Consider the following 15,766-nt stretch of genomic DNA (forward strand, 5'->3'; position numbering starts at 1 on the left):
CCGTTTCGCACCGATCGGTGTGTATCGATTTCTCTACCGTAGCCGCGGATCGGTAGAGAACGACACGAAGGAGTCACCGATGCGAATCGGAATTCTCGGCACGGGCACGCTGGCCGCCGCACTGGGCGGCCGCTGGGCGCGAGCCGGGCACGAGATCGCCATCGCCGGGCGATCACTGACCAAGGCCCGCACACTGGCCGATGGTCTGGGCGGCGACGTACGAGCGACCGCGGTACCCGAGGCGGTGATCGACGCCGACGCGGTCCTGCTCGCGGTGGCATGGACCGGCGTGCCGGACATCCTCCGCAACGCGCAAGCATCCGCGGGCGCACTGGCCGACACGACGCTGATCGATCCGACCAATGCCGTGCACCACGGCGTCGGTGTACTGCAGACCCCGGCCGACGGATCCGGTGCCCAACACATCGCCGAACTCGCGCCCGGCGCACACGTGGTCAAGGGCTTCCACCTGTTTCCGGCCGAACAGTGGAGCGATCCGGCGAGCCCGTCGGTAACCGTCGCGATCTGCGGAGATCACCCGCATGCCCTGCGCACCACCGAAACTCTGATCCGGGACGCAGGCGCCGAAGCCGTCGTACTGGGCGGACTCGACCGCGCCCGCCAGCTCGAGGAGGCCGCGGGATTCGTCATCGGCCTCGCCTTCCAGGGCATCGATCCACGCACAGCGATACCGCACATCCCGACCCGGGTCGCGGCAGCCTGAACCGACGCCGCCGAGCAGGCCCGAATCCTCACTCCCCGCCGAACACCCGCTCCACGACCGTCTTGGCGCGCCTGGTCACGCGCATGTAGTGGTCCAGGAATTCGCTGCCGTCGTCGTTTGGCCATCCCGCGACCCGGGCGACCGCCGAGAGCAGGCGGCCGGGGCCCGGGAGTTGGTCGGCGGATTTGCCGCGGACCAGGACCAGCGCATTGCGGGCCTTGGTCGCGGTGAGCCAGGCGTCGCGCAGCAGGGCGACGTCGGTGGAGTCCAGCAGATCGGCCTGCTCGATGGCGTCCAGCGATTGCAGGGTGGAGGTGTTGTGCAGGGAGTGCACCTCGTGGGCGTGACGCAACTGCATCAACTGCACGGTCCACTCGATATCGGCCAGGCCGCCGCGGCCGAGTTTGGTGTGCGTGGCCGGATTCGCGCCGCGCGGCAGGCGTTCGGAGTCGACCCGGGCCTTGATGCGGCGAATCTCGCGAACCGCATCGGCCGAGACGCCCCCGGCCGGATACCGCACTGCATCGATGACGTGCAGGAATCGCAGTCCGAGCGGCTGATCCCCGGCGACCTGATGGGCGCGCAGCAGCGCCTGCACCTCCCACGGCTGGGCCCACTGCCGGTAGTAGGCGTCGTAGGCGGCCAGTGTGCGCACCAGCGCGCCGTTGCGGCCCTCGGGTCGCAGACCGGCGTCGACCTGCAGCGGCGGATCGGTACTGGGTGCGCCGAGCAGTCGCTGCACCTGGTCGGCGATCCCGATCGACCATTTCACCGCGACCGTCTCGTCGGCGCCGGGACGCGGATCGCAGACGAACAGCACATCCGCGTCCGAGCCGTAGCCCAGTTCCAGACCGCCGAGACGGCCCATGCCGATCACCGCGAAATCCGCCGGAGCCTCGTGCCCCATCTCGGCCTCGCTCGCGCGGATCACCGCGCGCAGCGACGCCTCCAGCACCGCCACCCACACCGAGGACAGCGCCGAACACACCTGCGGCACCTCGAGCATGCCGAGCACATCGGCCGAGGCGACCCGGGCCAGTTCGTGCCGACGCAGCGAACGAGCCGTTGCCACAGCACGTTTGGGTTCCTCGTAACGCGCCGCACCAGACATGATCCCCCCACGTACATCCGCAGCCTTCGGGCTCAACAACAATGGTCCGCTCGGGCCGTCGGCGAACATCCGGATCGTCTCGGGCGCATTGATCAGCAGATCGGGCAGATAGGCCGAGGAACCCAGTACGATCATCAGCCGCTGCGCGATCGCGCCCTCGTCGCGCAGCTCACGCAGGAACCAGGTCTGATCGTCCAGTCCCTCGGACACCCGGCGATAGGCCAGCAGGCCCTGATCGGGATTGGATGTCTCACCCAGCCACTCCAGCAGCGTCGGCAGCAGCAGCGCCTGGATCCGGCCCTTGCGGCCGATCTCACCGGTCAACGCCTTGAGATGGCTCAGCGCGTTCTCCGGATCCGCATAACCCAGCGCCGCGAGCTGGCGGACCGCGGCGGCGGGACTGAGCCGCAACGCATCGGCGTCCAGCCGCGCCACCGAGTCCAGCAGCGGCCGGTAGAACAACTTGGCGTGCAGCCGACGCACCCGCACCGCATTGCGTTTGATCTCGCTGGCCAGCACGCCGACCGCGTCCTGCCGCCCGTCCGGGCGCATATGCGCCGCGCGAGCCAGCCAGCGCATACCTTCTTCGTCGTCGAACGCGGGCAGAGTGTGCGTGCGCTTGAGCCGCTGGAGTTGCAGACGATGCTCGAGCAGCCGCAGGAATTCGTACGAGGCGGTGAGATTCGCGGCGTCGTCGCGGCCCACGTACCCACGATCGGCCAGCGCGGTCAGCGCCTCCACCGTGCCCTGCGCGTGCAGCGATTCATCGGCCTTACCGTGTACCAGCTGCAACAACTGCACCGCGAACTCGACATCGCGCAGACTGCCGTGCCCCAGTTTGAGCTCACGCTCGCGCAGGTCCTCGGGAACCAGATCCTCCACCCGGCGCCGCATCGCCTGCACATCGGCGACGAAATCGGGCCGTTCCGAAGCGGACCAGACCATCGGCATCAGCGCGTTGCGGTACTGCTCGCCCAACTCGAGATCACCCGTGGCGGGACGATTCTTCAACAGCGCCTGGAACTCCCAGGTCCGCGCCCAGCGCTTGTAGTAGGCGACGTGCGCGTCCAGCGTGCGCACCAGCGCACCGGCCTTACCTTCGGGCCGCAGCGCGGCATCCACCTCGAAGAACGCGCTCGAGGCCACCGACATCATCTCCGCGGCCAATCGGCTCGCGGTGGCGTCGGCGGGCTCGGCGACGAAGATGACGTCCACATCGGAGACGTAATTCAGTTCGCGCGCACCGCATTTGCCCATCGCGACCACCGCCAGCCGCACCGGCACCGGCTGCTCCGGGCACACCCGCGCCACCGCGACCGACAGCGCCGCGGTCAACGCCGCATCGGCCAGATCGGTCAGCTGCCGCCCCACCTGCTGATACGGCAGCACCGGCTCGTTCTCCACGGTGGCGGCCAGATCGATCGCCGCCAGCAGCATCAGCTGATCGCGATATCGCTTGCGCAGCAACGCGACCGCCTCCGGACCCGAGACCTCGGCGCGATACAGCATCGGCCCGGCGTACTCCCCGGTCTCCGGAACCGCGCGCACCGCATCGAGCAGATCGGCGATCAGCTCCTCGCGCGCGGGCAGCTCCGCACGCTGCAACAGCTGCCAGCATTCGGGATCGGCCACCAGATGATCGGCGAACGCACTGGACGAACCGATCAGCGAGAACAACCTGCCGCGCACGGCGGTATCGGTACGCAGAACCGAATCCAGTGCCGCCCAACGCGTTCCGAGCTGCTCACGCAACCGGATCAGGGTCAGCAGCGCCAGGTCGGCGTCGGGTGACCGGGACAGCGCCCACAACACGGGAATGCTTTCGACGTTGTCCCACGCCAACTCTCGCAGTGACTGCGCCGCGGTCGGCTCGAGAAGTCCGAGCCGACCGACGCCGGGCACTACCGGACGGGCGGTCGGTGGCCGTACCATGCTGCCAAAATTACACGGTCACACCGCACCACCGCCGCCGCATACCCAGGTTGGCGAGAAAATGTTCTCGCTTCGTGGCGCAGCCGGTACGACCGGCGAACTTCCCGCATCCGGGCCGGGCGCGCGGCTACAGCCCGAGGTACTCCTTGAGTTCGAAGGGCGTCACCTGCGCGCGATAGCCGGCCCATTCCCGGCGCTTGTTGCGCAGGAAGAAATCGAACACGTGCTCACCGAGCGTCTCGGCGACCAGCTCGGAACGCTCCATCACCCGCAGCGCGTCCTCGAGGCTGGTCGGCAGCTCCTTGAAGCCCATCGCGCGACGCTCGGCCGCGGTCAGCGCCCACACGTCGTCCTCCGCCTCCGGCGGCAGGTTGTAGCCCTTCTCCACCCCGCGCAGACCCGCGGCCAGCAACACCGCGAATGTCAGGTACGGGTTGCAGGCCGAATCGGGGCTGCGGATCTCGACCCGTCGCGAGGAGGACTTGTTCGGGGTGTACATCGGAACCCGAACCAGCGCAGAACGATTCGACCGGCCCCAGGACGCCGCGGTGGGCGCCTCGCCGCCGTGCACGAGCCGCTTGTAGGAGTTCACCCACTGGTTGGTGACCGCGCTGATCTCCGGCGCGTGCTCGAGGATGCCCGCGATGAACGCCCGCGCGGTCTCGGACAGGTTGTTCGGATCGTCCGGGTCGGCGAAGGCGTTGGCCTCCCCCTCGAACAGGCTCATATGCGTGTGCATGGCCGAGCCGGGATGCTCCGGGAACGGCTTGGGCATGAACGTCGCGCGCACGCCCTCGTCGATCGCCACTTCCTTGATCAGGTAGCGGAAGGTCATCACGTTGTCCGCCATCGACAGCGCGTCGGCGTAGCGCAGATCGATCTCCTGCTGGCCGGGCGCGCCCTCGTGATGGCTGAACTCCACCGAGATACCCATCGACTCCAGCGCGTCGATGGCGTGCCGGCGGAAGTTCGGCGCGGAATCGTGCACCGCCTGATCGAAGAAGCCGCCGGTGTCCGCGGGAATCGGCGGAGTGCCGTCCTGCGGGGTGTCCTGCAACAGGAAGAACTCGATCTCCGGATGGACATAGCAGCTGAAGCCGAGATCACCGGCCTTGTTCAGCTGACGCCGCAGCACGTGGCGCGGATCGGCCCACGACGGCGAGCCGTCCGGCATCGCGATATCGCAGAACATCCGCGCGGAGTGCTGATGGCCCTTGCTCGTCGACCAGGGCAGCACCTGGAACGTGGACGGATCCGGTTTGGCGACCATATCGGCCTCCGAGACCCGGGCGAACCCCTCGATGGCCGAACCGTCGAACCCGATGCCCTCCTCGAAGGCGCCCTCGAGCTCGGCGGGAGCGATCGCCACCGACTTCAGATACCCCAGCACATCGGTGAACCAGAGTCGCACGAACCGGATGTCCCGTTCCTCCAGCGTGCGTAGCACGAATTCCTTCTGGCGATCCATAAGCGCGAGCGTAAGCACCCGGCGTTAAATCCGTGTTACATGACGAACAGTGTTGAATTGCGTCGCCGAACCGTGTCATCCACAGGTGAGGCCCTGAGCGGGCTCCTTCAGGTCGATCAGGTAGCTGGAGACCGCGTCGTCCACGCACGGCACGCCGCCGGACAGAAACACCGTGTGCCTGGTGCCGCGGTTGGTGATCAGGTCCGCGCCGAGCTGCTGGGCCAGATCCACACCCGCCTGGTACGGGGTCGCCGGATCGTTGGTGGTGGAGATGACCACGGTCTTGGGCAGGCCCGGAATCGAGAGTTCGTGCGGATTCTCGGTGTTGGGAACCGGCCAGAACGCGCACATCTCCAGCGGCGCCTGGCTGGTGCCGTGCCCGTCGTCCAGGAACGGCGCGACCTTGCGGTACTCGGCGTCCTCCTGCGCGGCCACCGCGCGATCCTTGATCGCCGGATCATCCACGCAGTGGATGGCCAGGAACGCGTCCTGGGAATTGTCGTAGGCGCCGTCCTTGCTGCGGCCGTCGTACAGATCGGCCAGGCGCAGCAGCACATCACCCTGACCGTTGCGCAGCTGGATGAGTCCGGCGGTGAGCAGGTCCCAGTTGTCGCTGGCGTAGAGAGTGTTCTGCACGCCGGTGATCGCGTCGCCGTAGGTCAGCTGGCGGCTCTCCTTGGTGGGCGCGGGGTGGGCCCACAGCGGTGCGAGGAGTTTCTGGAACTGCGCGGTCGCCTGCGCCGGGTCGGTGCCCAGCGGGCAGTCGGTCTTCTTCACGCAGCTCTGCACGTACATGTCGAAGGCCTTCTGGAAGCCCGCGGCCTGATCGATCGACTCCTGTTGCGGCTGCTGCTCCGGATCGACCGCGCCGTCCAGCACCATCGCGCGCACCTTGTCCGGGAACTTCTCCGCGTAGCTGTAGCCCAGGCGGGTGCCGTAGGAGTAGCCGACGTAGGTCAGCTTCGGATCGCCCAGCACGGCCCGGATGATGTCCATGTCCTGCACCACCTCGCGGGTGCCGACATGGGCCAGGAAGTCGTTGCCCGTGCGCTGGGTGCAGTGCGTGGCGAACTGCTTGTCCTCATTCTCCTGCGCGGCGATCCCGGCGGCGTTGTTCTCCTTGGGCGCTTCGGCGCGCTGCTCGTCCCACTCCTTACCCGTCAGACATTTGATCAGCGGTGTCGAGTTGCCGGTGCCGCGCGGATCGAAGCCGATCCGGTCGAAACGCTGTGCCAGCGGGGTGTCCTGCCCCTGCTGCACCATCCAGAGGCCGGACTCGCCCGGACCGCCCGGGTTGAACATCAGCGAACCGATCTTCTGGCCCGTCGCCTCGATCCGCGACACCGCGATCTGCGCGGTCGCCCCGCCGGGATTGCCGTAGTCGACCGGGACGCTGACGTGCGTGCACTCGGCGGCCTTGGGCATTCGCTCGTCCGCACTGCCGAACCCGGCGCAGCTGCCCCACTTCGGGGTCTGCTCGTAGAACTTGTTCAGCGCCGCCGCCGACGGCGTCGACGAGGTTTGCAGGGACTGCTCCTTGGACGACGTGGAGCAGGCGGCAGCCACACAAACCAGGGCCAGCACCGCCGCGACACGACCGGATCGCAACAACGACATGACCACGATCCTTGCATCTCTACCTGTGTGATGAAGTCCATGGTGCAGCGCCCTTCGCCGGGTGTCGGCCCGGTGGCATGCTGAGGAGGTCACATCAACCCGGGGACCCACTGGGCCTCGAGGAACCGACGAAAGGGACGATGATGTCCACAACTGATGCGGAAACCCCTGCTTACGGCGCTGCGCCGCAGACTTCCCGGCGGAAGACGCGAGTGCAGCATCTGCAGCAGATGAAAGCCGCCGGGGACAAGTGGGCGATGCTCACCGCCTACGACTACTCCACGGCGAAACTGTTCGAAGAGGCCGGAATTCCCGTGCTGCTGGTCGGGGATTCGGCGGCGAACGTCGTCTACGGCTACGACACCACCGTGCCGATCACCGTGGACGAGCTGATTCCGTTGGTGCGCGGCGTGGTTCGCGGTGCGCCGCATGCGCTGGTGGTCGCGGATCTGCCGTTCGGCAGTTACGAGGGCTCGCCGCAGCAGGCCCTGGCCACCGCCATCCGGTTCATGAAGGAGGGCGGCGCGCACGCGGTGAAACTCGAAGGCGGCGAACGTGTTTCGGACACGATCGCCACTCTCGTGGCCGCCGGTATCCCGGTGATGGCGCATATCGGGTTCACCCCGCAGAGCGTCAACACCCTCGGCGGATTCCGGGTGCAGGGTCGCGGTGACGCCGCGGACCAGCTCGTCGCCGACGCGATCGCGGTACAGGAGGCCGGGGCGTTCTCGGTGGTCATGGAGATGGTGCCCGCCGAACTGGCCGGGCAGGTCACCCGCAAGCTGACCATCCCCACCGTCGGCATCGGCGCCGGCGCGGACTGCGACGCCCAGGTGCTGGTCTGGCAGGACATGGCCGCGTACACCAGCGGTAAGACGGCACGCTTCGTCAAGCACTTCGCCCAGGTCGGCGACCAGCTGCGCAGCGCCGCGGCCGACTACGCCGACGAGGTACGCCGCGGGGTGTTCCCGGGCCCCGAGCACACCTTCTGATCCTTCACCGACGGACCGGACGGTTCACGCACGGCCGAGAACTGTCCGGTCCGGGCGGATCGACAGCGCACGCGGCGGGGTCCGCCAGGTTTCGCGATGCGCCTCGGGGGGAAATGTCGGGCTACCGCATCGTCATCGGCACGGCATCCGCGCTCGGGCCGAAAGGTGCGGGGCGAGTGGATCATCCCAGCGATCGATGACGACGGCCGGTCACGGGCGAGGGATCCGCCCGACTGTCGGACCCGATGAAGGAGGGGGCGATCCATGGCCCGGAACGGCACGTATCTGTGTGACAACCAAGGTGATTCGGCCGCCGGTTTCGGACTGGGTTCGGGGGATCTGGGCATTCCGTTCCGATTGCCCGATGGGACATGGGGTTACGTGTTCGGTGACTGTTTCACCGGACAGGAGGCCACCGATCCGTACATCGGCAGCCCGGTGATGGTGTACCAGAACACATTCGACGATTCGGGACAGACGCCGATCACGTTCACCGGGGCACAGCCGAGTCCGACCGCCGCCCAGCTGTTCACCTATCAGCACCGGGCGGACAACGGATTCGGTTACGAGGTCAGCCGGATCCCCAATGACGCAATAGGTTTGAGCCAGGACGGCCGCAACCGGCTGTTCATCCAGTACACCTCGGTCGCCCAGTGGGTCGCACCGGGCAGCGCCGACGAGGGCTCACTGCAGGGCGGCGTCGCGTATTCCGACGACGGCGGCGCGAGCTGGCGCGATTTCGACCAGCACTGGCCGGGCAGCGCCAAGGGCAGCAACGGCAGTCCGGAGCTGATGTGGAGCTTCGCCGGTGTCGACCCCGACGGGTACCTCTACATCTTCAGCAAGCCGTGGAACGGCAGCCACAACTACAGCGGCGACGGCGGCCGGATCCAGCTGTTCCGCTATCGGCCCGCGGATTTCTTCGACGGCAATCTCGCCGCGCGCGAGAATTGGGTCTATCAGCGTGAGACCTGGCAGTGGCTACCGGCCGCCACCGCTGCGGCGACCTCGATCTTCGCCCCCGGCAACAACATTGGCGAATTCTCGGTGAAACGGATCGGCGAGCTCTACGTGATGAGCTATTTCGACACCACCGACTACAGCATCCGCACCCGCACCGCCTCCCGCCCGGACCAGCCCTGGTCCGAACCAAAGACGCAGGTGGTCGGCGACCGCGGCATATCGCCGTCCCGGTGGCGGCGGCCGGTGCTGAAGAACCTGTACGGCGGCTACATTCATCCGGGCAGCCCCGATTCGTCGAACCTCACGTTGATCATCAGCGCCTGGGACGGCACCGCGGGCCACCGGCCCTATACCGCGACCCAGTGGTCCGGTCTGTCGGTCTGACCGACCGCCCGCGCATCCCCCGCCCCCGAGAGCGGTGCGGTCGCGAAGGTGGTGTGCTGATCGCCGACGGTGGCAGACTCGATGCCGACGGATACGAATTTCGAACGAACGAACACGAGCAAAGGGTGCAGATGTCGCAGAGCCGTTGGATGACTCGCGGGACGATCGGGTCCATGGGAATCGCGGCGGTGGTGTTGCTGATCGCCGGATGCGGGCCGAGTGGCACACCGGCACCGGCCGGCTCCAGCGGTCCGCCCTCGTCCGCCTCGACCTCGGCCACGGCGCCCACGTCCGCGGCCGTCAGCACCTCGCCGCAGCCCGACCCGGACGACCCGATCGCCCAGAAGCTGTGCGACGAAATCAAACCGCAGCTCTCGGACTGGCGTGTGCAGGGTCCCTCGCTGAGCGGAACGGCGCTCAACATCGCCGTGCACGAGTGGGCGCTGCGCAACGGCGGGCTCGCCATGAGCGCCCGCGTCCTGGCCGACAAGCCGATGATCGATCGCATCACCACCAAAACCTGTCCCGACGTCCGCACCGAGGCCCTGCAGGCACTGAACCTGCCGAACTTCGCCTCGGGCATCCTGTTCTGATGCGCACCCTGTACCCGCCCCTGGAAGTCAACCGGCACGGCATGCTGGACGTCGGCGACGGCCAGCACCTGTACTGGGAGGAGAGCGGGAATCCGGACGGCAAACCGGTCGTCTTCCTGCACGGCGGCCCCGGCGGCGCGACCGTGCCGTTCCACCGGCAGTTCTTCGATCCGCAGGCGTACCGGATCGTGCTGTTCGACCAGCGCGGCTGCGGCCGTTCCACACCGCACATCGCCGACGGCGCGAGTCTGCAGACCAACACCACCTGGAATCTGGTCGCCGATATCGAAAGGCTCCGAACCCATCTGGGCGTCGACCGCTGGCAGGTGTTCGGCGGATCGTGGGGTTCCACACTCGCCCTGGCCTATGCGCAGACCCATCCCGACCACGTCACCGAACTCGTGCTGCGCGGGATATTCCTGTTGCGGCGCAAGGAGATCGACTGGTACTACAACGGCGCGGCCGGATACGTCTACCCGGACGAGTGGGAGAAGTTCCTGGCCCCGGTCCCGCCGGACGAGCGCGACGGTGATCTGGTGAGCGTCTACCACCGGCTGCTGCACTCCCCCGACGAGGCCGTCGCGACCGCCGCCGCGGTGGCATGGACCTCCTGGGAAAGCGCCACCAGTGCGCTGCTGCCGCAACCGGATCGGGTCGCCGAGACCGCCGAACCGCGTTTCGCCCTGGCTTTCGCCCGCATCGAGAACCACTATTTCGTGAACGGCGGATTCTTCGACGAGGCGCAGTTGCTGCGCGATATCGACCGCATCGCCCACATTCCCGGCGTCATCGTGCAGGGCCGCCACGATATCGTCTGCCCCGCCGTGAGCGCCTGGGATCTGCATCGGGCCTGGCCGAGTTCGCGACTGCACATCGTGCCCGACGCCGGACATGCGGCCAGCGAGACCGGGATCGCCCATCACCTCGTCGAAGCCACCGACAAGTTCCGGGAGGTCTGATGGTCGGCACTGCCGGTTCCGCCCTCACCACCATCCTCGACGACGACGTCGAGCGACTGTTGCGTGCCGAACCGGCAGTGCGCCGGGACGCACCGGACTCGGTGCACGCGATGCGGGTGTCCACCCGTCGGCTGCGCAGTGTGCTGCGGTCCTATCGCCGCCTGCTCGAGCCCGGTCACGTCCGCGAGATACGGGACGAATTGCGGTGGCTGGCAGGGATTCTCGGAGTCGCCCGGGATGCGGAGGTGCGCGGCGAACGCTTCGCGGCCCTGCTCGAGGAGCATCGCGGCGACCCGGACACCGACAACCCGGACGACCCGGCCGCGGCCCTGCGCCGCACAGTGTCCGAACTGGTCGAGAACGAACGCGCCACCTACACCGCCGCACACGCGGTGGTACTGACCGAACTCGACGGCGACCGCTACGCGAGCCTGCGCCAGGCGCTGCTGGATCTGCGCAGTGCTCCCCCGCTCGTCGCGCGCCGCGCCGACGCCGAGGCGAGCCGGGCGTTCGGCAAGGTACTGCACGCCGACTTCGACCAGTTGCGTTCGATGGTGGAGCGGGAAACCATGATGCACGCCGATCCGGCGATCAGCGAGGACGAGCGCATCGAACATCTGCACGAGATTCGCAAGTCCGCCAAGCGATTACGCTACTGTTCCGAGGCAGCTGCCGATGTCCTGGGCGGTCCCGCGGCCGAATTGGCGCTGCGCGCCAAGAAATTACAGTCCGTACTCGGCGACCATCGCGACGCCATCGAGGCCATGGCGACCATCCGCACCGCCGCGGCCCATTCCGGAAACCCCGATACCTCCCCCTTCGACCGCCTCTACGAATCCGAGGCCATGGCGGCCCGCAAGGCGCTCGAACAATATTCCGCCGCAGCCGATTTCGTCCGGCAACGCGACAAGAGCCGATAACGTCCGAACCTTTCGGGCCGACCCGGGACCCGTGGTCCGAGGTCGGCCCGAATTCGGTGCGCGTCTACTGCAACGCCAGCATCGAGCCGTTGAGCTGTTCCATCGGCCCGTAGACGGTGAACACGACCCGCCCGCCGGGATACTGCGACGACAGGTCCGCCGCGGAATCGAGTGCCTGACCGAACGACGCGGCGGACGGGTGCGGAAGAACTCCGATCGTCTGCCCGATGTGGGTCTGGTGCACCCACTGGGTATCCCCCGGAGTGAGGTCGACCTGGACCCCACCGGGCAGCGGCGTGAGCGCGAACGCGGACGCGGACCCCGCTCCCATCACGGCCAGAACCGAAGCCGCCCCGGCAATCAACGCACCGGCCACCAACTTGCGAACTACACGCATATAAACAGAACCTGCTTTCCGACGTTCGTTGACACCCTTTGATTTCACCGCCACCCCCGGCGGGGAAACATCCAACGCGAACACTTTATGACGTCAGTCACGGTCCGGCCAGTTCGGAGCGGATCGCCGCGCCAGACACGCCGATAACGATCGAATATCGGCCCGATCCGTCGGATTCGGGACAGTCCCGAATCACCCTTTCGCGCACCCGTTCGAACCACAGGGCCTGTGGTGCCTGCGAGTTCGGCACATTCCCAGCGACTTCCGGCGGTGCGCGCCGACCTCCGATCCGATGCGCTTCACTCGCGCGGCGCGCCGTCACATACGGGACGGTCGGATCGGCGTGGCGAGCCTGGCGCTGTCCCGTCGGCCAGAGCGGATCGATATCACCGAACCGAAGAAAAGACCGCTCAGTTCTGCCGGTCAGCGCGCCCGGAACGGCTATTCCGCCCCTGATTCCAGCACCTTTCTGCACGGACGGCTCCGCACTGTTACTGTGGCGCAGGTATTCACGGGGCCGCCCTGTCTGCCCCGCTATGTCCGAATGCGACAACCGCACTGCCGACACATGAGGAGTTCCGCACCGTATGTCGTCCATCGTCTACGACTACCTGTTGCCGTTGCTCGGCCCCGAGCAGGCCACCCACTGGGCTCAGATCCTGGTGATCAGCCCGGCCGGCTGACGACACAGTCTGTCGAACCGACATCGACGGCGGCCTCCCGTGCGGAGGTCGCCGTCGGCGTTTTCCGGCTCGATATTCCGGCCGCTCGGCACATTCAGTCGACTCGACGCAGTCCGGCGATCAGCAGTCCGACCAACCGCCGCGCGTCATATCCGGGCCGGCCGCCCCCCGCACACAGGCCCCCGGCCCCGCGCATGAGTTCCAGAGCATTCTGACCGGGCAATATCTCCCCCGAATCAACTGCGGCAGCGAGTAATTGGGCGCATACGGGTTCCAGCCGCTCGAGAAAGTACGCGTGCAGCGGATCGAAACAGGGATCCTCGGATTGCAGAACCGTGGCGAGCCCCTGTTTGGTGACCAGGAAATCGACGAAACGATCCATCCAATCTCGCAGCGCGACATGCGGAGTCGCACTGTTCGCCAATAGTTCCGGGCCAGCCTCGGCGAGCGCCTCGACCTGGTGCCGGTACACCGCGATGATCAGATCGGCGCGCGTCGGGAAGTGGCGATAGATCGTGGCCGTCCCGACCCCCGCCTCGGCCGCGATGTCACGAATCGGCGCCTCGACTCCCGAGGTGACGAAAACCGTCGCGGCAGCATCCAACAGCGCGGCCTCGTTCCGTCGCGCATCGGCCCGTTTGGGCTTGACCGAACCTCTGCCGTGTCGATCGTCATCACCCACGCGCGCCGTCGCCTCCATCACTCACATTGCTAAACGGGACAGTGTCCCGTATTGTCAATCGGGACAGCGTCCCGTTTATTCATGATGCCAGAGCAGCACCGGGCAGCCAACCGTCGCCCGAAATAACCTGCCGGGAAGGGAATCCCATGCCACGAGTCGTGATCTTCGACGAACCCGGCGATCCGGAAGTGCTGCGCATCGTCGAGGAACCGATCGCCGATCCCGGGCCGAACGAGGTACGGATCAGGATCGAAGCCTTCGCGGTCAACCGACTCGACCAGATGGCGCGCTCGGGCGCATCTCCCCGGCCCATTCGGTTGCCGCACGCCCGGCTGGGTATCGAGGGCACCGGCATGATCGACGCAATCGGGCCGCAGGTCGAGGGGATCGCGGTCCGCGACGCGGTGATGATCGCGGCGCTGCCCGATGCGGATGTGCGCGGCAGCTACGCCGAATACACCGTCGTACCGGCCACCGCGGTCGTTCCCCGGCCCGCGGGATCGAGCGTCATCGATGCGGCCGCGCTGTGGGTGTCCTATTCCACCGCCTACGGTGCGCTGGTGGAGAAGGCCGGGATGCGGCCGGGCGACAGCGTTCTGATCACCGCCGCTTCCAGTTCGGTGGGCCTGGCCGCCATCCAGATCGCCAATCAGATCGGAGCGGTGCCGATCGCGGTCACCAGCCATTCCGCCAAGCGTGATGCCCTGCTCGCCGCCGGAGCAGTCGCCGTCATCGCGGCCGAGGAGGAGAACGTCGTCACGGCCGCGCGCCGCCACACCGGCGGGACCGGAGTGGACATCATCCTCGATTCGGTCATGGGGCCGGGCCTTGCCGAACTGGCCACCGCCGCCAAGTTCGGCGGGACGCTGATCACGGTGGGCTGGCTGGATCCGCGGCCCGCGTCGTTCCCGTCGAACGCCCTGACCATCCATCGGTACATGAGCTTCGAACACACCCTCGATCCGGTGGTGGTGCGCCGCATCGCCGCATTCCTCGGCGCGGGACTGCGTTTCGGCGCACTGAAACCCACGGTCGACACGGTGTTCACCTTCGAGGACGTCGTCGAGGCGCATCGCCATCTGGAAAAGGGACAGCAGGTCGGCAAGATCGTCGTCACGGTCTGAATCCGGCTGCGTCGCGAACCATCACATCGGCGGATGCGGTGAATCCGTTGTCCGCGTTGCCGATCCATCGAAAGGATCACGGTCTCATGGCCGAATTCGATACTCCCCCGCCCGCACCGGTCGTCTCGGTGAAGCCGATAGTGCTGCCCGCGCCGGGCCGCGGCGAAGATCTCCGGGTCCGGATATCCGCCCCGGCGACCGGGTACGACCTGCCGATCATCGTGTTCTCGCACGGCTTCGGCTCGTCGCTGGAAGGCTACGGACCGCTGACGGACTTCTGGGCGGCACACGGTTTCGTGGTCGTCCAGCCCACCCATCTGGACTCCCGAACGCTGAGCCTGGAGCCGAATGATCCACGCACACCGCGGATCTGGCGCTATCGGGTGGAGGATGTGCAGCGCATCCTGGACAACCTCGACTTACTGGAAGCCGCAGTACCGGGCCTGGCCGGACGCCTCGATCGCACTCGCATCGCCGCGGCCGGACACTCCTTCGGCGGGCAGACCGCCGGGGTCCAACTGGGTCTGCGAGTCCGGGATCCGCAGACCGGAACGGGAGAAGACCTGTCCGACCCCCGGATCAGCGCAGGCGTTCTGCTGGCCACGGCCGGGAAGGGCGGCGAGGATCTGACTGCGTTCGCGGCCGAGCACTTTCCCTTCATGAACCCGGATTTCTCCGCTATGCGCACACCGGCTCTGATCGTCATGGGCGATCGAGACGAGTTGCCGTTGACCGTGCGAGGACCGGACTGGACGGCCGACCCCTATCTGCTCAGCCCCGGCGACAAGAGCCTGCTCACCCTGTTCGACGCGGAGCACTCCCTCGGTGGAATCCCCGGTTACGAGGCCAAGGAGACAACCGACGAGAATCCGGAACGAGTTGCCCTGATTCAACATCTCACGTGGGCGTATCTGCGCCACGCGCTCGATATCGAGAATACCAGTTGGCCGGCGGCACAGAAGGCACTGGCGGAGAGCCGTAATCCGTTGGGGCGCATCGAATCCAAGTGAGACATCGGGATTGCCGCGCACCGGCGAACCGGCGCGCGGCAATCCCGTTCCGATCAGCTCGACAGATCGTCGATCGTTGCGGATTCGTTGCGGGACAGAGTGATTCCCAGATTCGCGGCAGTGCGATCGAGATCGTCGTCGTCATGGTTCAACTCGACCGCGGATCCGTCGGTGGAGAGCACCTCGACGTTCAGGCACAACGCCTGC

At 67.1% G+C, this 15,766-nt stretch carries 13 protein-coding genes; 8 read left to right on the forward strand and 5 right to left on the reverse strand.

Going from position 1 to position 15,766, the window contains the following annotated elements; translation table 11 throughout:
* Nucleotides 1–19: 19 nt before the first annotated feature.
* A complete protein-coding gene (locus ON40_RS28950; RefSeq protein WP_281033074.1) occupies nt 20–724 on the forward strand; it encodes an NADPH-dependent F420 reductase in 705 nt (234 codons plus the stop codon).
* 28 nt (nt 725–752) lie between these two features.
* Here ON40_RS28950 and ON40_RS28955 read toward each other — a convergent pair whose 3' ends face one another.
* The 3 genes from ON40_RS28955 to ON40_RS28965 form a co-directional block, all read right to left on the reverse strand.
* The gene (locus ON40_RS28955) at nt 753–3,767 is read right to left on the reverse strand and encodes a bifunctional [glutamine synthetase] adenylyltransferase/[glutamine synthetase]-adenylyl-L-tyrosine phosphorylase (RefSeq protein WP_040828042.1); all 3,015 of its coding nucleotides are present in this window, start codon (nt 3,765–3,767) and stop codon (nt 753–755) included.
* Nucleotides 3,768–3,894: 127 nt separating this feature from the next.
* Entirely contained in the window at nt 3,895–5,235 is a 1,341-nt protein-coding gene (gene glnA, locus ON40_RS28960) for a type I glutamate--ammonia ligase (RefSeq protein WP_040828043.1), read from the reverse strand.
* A 75-nt stretch (nt 5,236–5,310) separates the two neighbouring features.
* Nucleotides 5,311–6,852 carry an alpha/beta hydrolase gene (locus ON40_RS28965; protein ID WP_083896016.1) on the reverse strand — a complete coding sequence of 514 codons (1,542 nt, stop codon included), beginning with the start codon at nt 6,850–6,852 and terminating at the stop codon, nt 5,311–5,313.
* A gap of 143 nt (nt 6,853–6,995) precedes the next feature.
* Between ON40_RS28965 and panB the strand changes: the two genes are divergently transcribed.
* The 5 genes from panB to ON40_RS28990 all read left to right on the forward strand — a co-directional run bounded on the left by panB (nt 6,996) and on the right by ON40_RS28990 (nt 11,663).
* Entirely contained in the window at nt 6,996–7,844 is an 849-nt protein-coding gene (gene panB, locus ON40_RS28970) for a 3-methyl-2-oxobutanoate hydroxymethyltransferase (protein WP_040828062.1), read from the forward strand.
* A gap of 264 nt (nt 7,845–8,108) precedes the next feature.
* A complete protein-coding gene (locus ON40_RS28975; protein ID WP_040828044.1) occupies nt 8,109–9,191 on the forward strand; it encodes a DUF4185 domain-containing protein in 1,083 nt (360 codons plus the stop codon).
* 173 nt (nt 9,192–9,364) lie between these two features.
* Nucleotides 9,365–9,784: a hypothetical protein gene (locus ON40_RS54865; protein ID WP_245568043.1), complete on the forward strand. Its 420-nt coding sequence runs from the start codon at nt 9,365–9,367 to the stop codon at nt 9,782–9,784.
* A complete protein-coding gene (gene pip, locus ON40_RS28985) occupies nt 9,784–10,743 on the forward strand; it encodes a prolyl aminopeptidase (protein WP_040828045.1) in 960 nt (319 codons plus the stop codon). The genes ON40_RS54865 and pip overlap by 1 nt, the downstream gene beginning before the upstream one ends.
* Nucleotides 10,743–11,663, forward strand: a complete 921-nt coding sequence (locus ON40_RS28990) for a CHAD domain-containing protein (RefSeq protein WP_040828046.1) — start codon at nt 10,743–10,745, stop codon at nt 11,661–11,663. The genes pip and ON40_RS28990 overlap by 1 nt, the downstream gene beginning before the upstream one ends.
* Nucleotides 11,664–11,727: 64 nt before the next feature.
* Here the strand turns inward: ON40_RS28990 and ON40_RS28995 are convergent, their stop codons facing one another.
* The gene (locus ON40_RS28995) at nt 11,728–12,060 is read right to left on the reverse strand and encodes a hypothetical protein (RefSeq protein ID WP_040828047.1); all 333 of its coding nucleotides are present in this window, start codon (nt 12,058–12,060) and stop codon (nt 11,728–11,730) included.
* A 777-nt stretch (nt 12,061–12,837) separates the two neighbouring features.
* Nucleotides 12,838–13,425, reverse strand: a complete 588-nt coding sequence (locus ON40_RS29000; RefSeq protein ID WP_040828064.1) for a TetR/AcrR family transcriptional regulator — start codon at nt 13,423–13,425, stop codon at nt 12,838–12,840.
* 146 nt (nt 13,426–13,571) lie between these two features.
* Between ON40_RS29000 and ON40_RS29005 the strand changes: the two genes are divergently transcribed.
* Together ON40_RS29005 and ON40_RS29010 are read left to right on the forward strand one after the other, a co-directional pair.
* On the forward strand, nt 13,572–14,549 hold the full coding sequence (locus ON40_RS29005) for a zinc-dependent alcohol dehydrogenase family protein (RefSeq protein ID WP_040828048.1): 978 nt from the start codon (nt 13,572–13,574) through the stop codon (nt 14,547–14,549).
* 86 nt (nt 14,550–14,635) lie between these two features.
* A complete protein-coding gene (locus ON40_RS29010) occupies nt 14,636–15,559 on the forward strand; it encodes an alpha/beta hydrolase family protein (RefSeq protein WP_040828065.1) in 924 nt (307 codons plus the stop codon).
* Nucleotides 15,560–15,766: the final 207 nt, after the last annotated feature.

The organism is Nocardia jiangxiensis NBRC 101359, from assembly GCF_000308615.1.
GTDB lineage: Bacteria > Actinomycetota > Actinomycetes > Mycobacteriales > Mycobacteriaceae > Nocardia > Nocardia jiangxiensis.

What these genes read in the sequence shown, in the direction of transcription:
- ON40_RS28955 (WP_040828042.1), bottom strand. Translation starts at nt 3,767, where the DNA reads ATGGTACGGCCACCGACCGCCCGTCCGGTAGTGCCCGGCGTCGGTCGG.
- glnA (WP_040828043.1), bottom strand. Translation starts at nt 5,235, where the DNA reads ATGGATCGCCAGAAGGAATTCGTGCTACGCACGCTGGAGGAACGGGAC.
- ON40_RS28965 (WP_083896016.1), bottom strand. Translation starts at nt 6,852, where the DNA reads ATGTCGTTGTTGCGATCCGGTCGTGTCGCGGCGGTGCTGGCCCTGGTT.
- panB (WP_040828062.1), top strand. Translation starts at nt 6,996, where the DNA reads ATGTCCACAACTGATGCGGAAACCCCTGCTTACGGCGCTGCGCCGCAG.
- ON40_RS28975 (WP_040828044.1), top strand. Translation starts at nt 8,109, where the DNA reads ATGGCCCGGAACGGCACGTATCTGTGTGACAACCAAGGTGATTCGGCC.
- ON40_RS54865 (WP_245568043.1), top strand. Translation starts at nt 9,365, where the DNA reads ATGGGAATCGCGGCGGTGGTGTTGCTGATCGCCGGATGCGGGCCGAGT.
- pip (WP_040828045.1), top strand. Translation starts at nt 9,784, where the DNA reads ATGCGCACCCTGTACCCGCCCCTGGAAGTCAACCGGCACGGCATGCTG.
- ON40_RS28990 (WP_040828046.1), top strand. Translation starts at nt 10,743, where the DNA reads ATGGTCGGCACTGCCGGTTCCGCCCTCACCACCATCCTCGACGACGAC.
- ON40_RS28995 (WP_040828047.1), bottom strand. Translation starts at nt 12,060, where the DNA reads ATGCGTGTAGTTCGCAAGTTGGTGGCCGGTGCGTTGATTGCCGGGGCG.
- ON40_RS29005 (WP_040828048.1), top strand. Translation starts at nt 13,572, where the DNA reads ATGCCACGAGTCGTGATCTTCGACGAACCCGGCGATCCGGAAGTGCTG.
- ON40_RS29010 (WP_040828065.1), top strand. Translation starts at nt 14,636, where the DNA reads ATGGCCGAATTCGATACTCCCCCGCCCGCACCGGTCGTCTCGGTGAAG.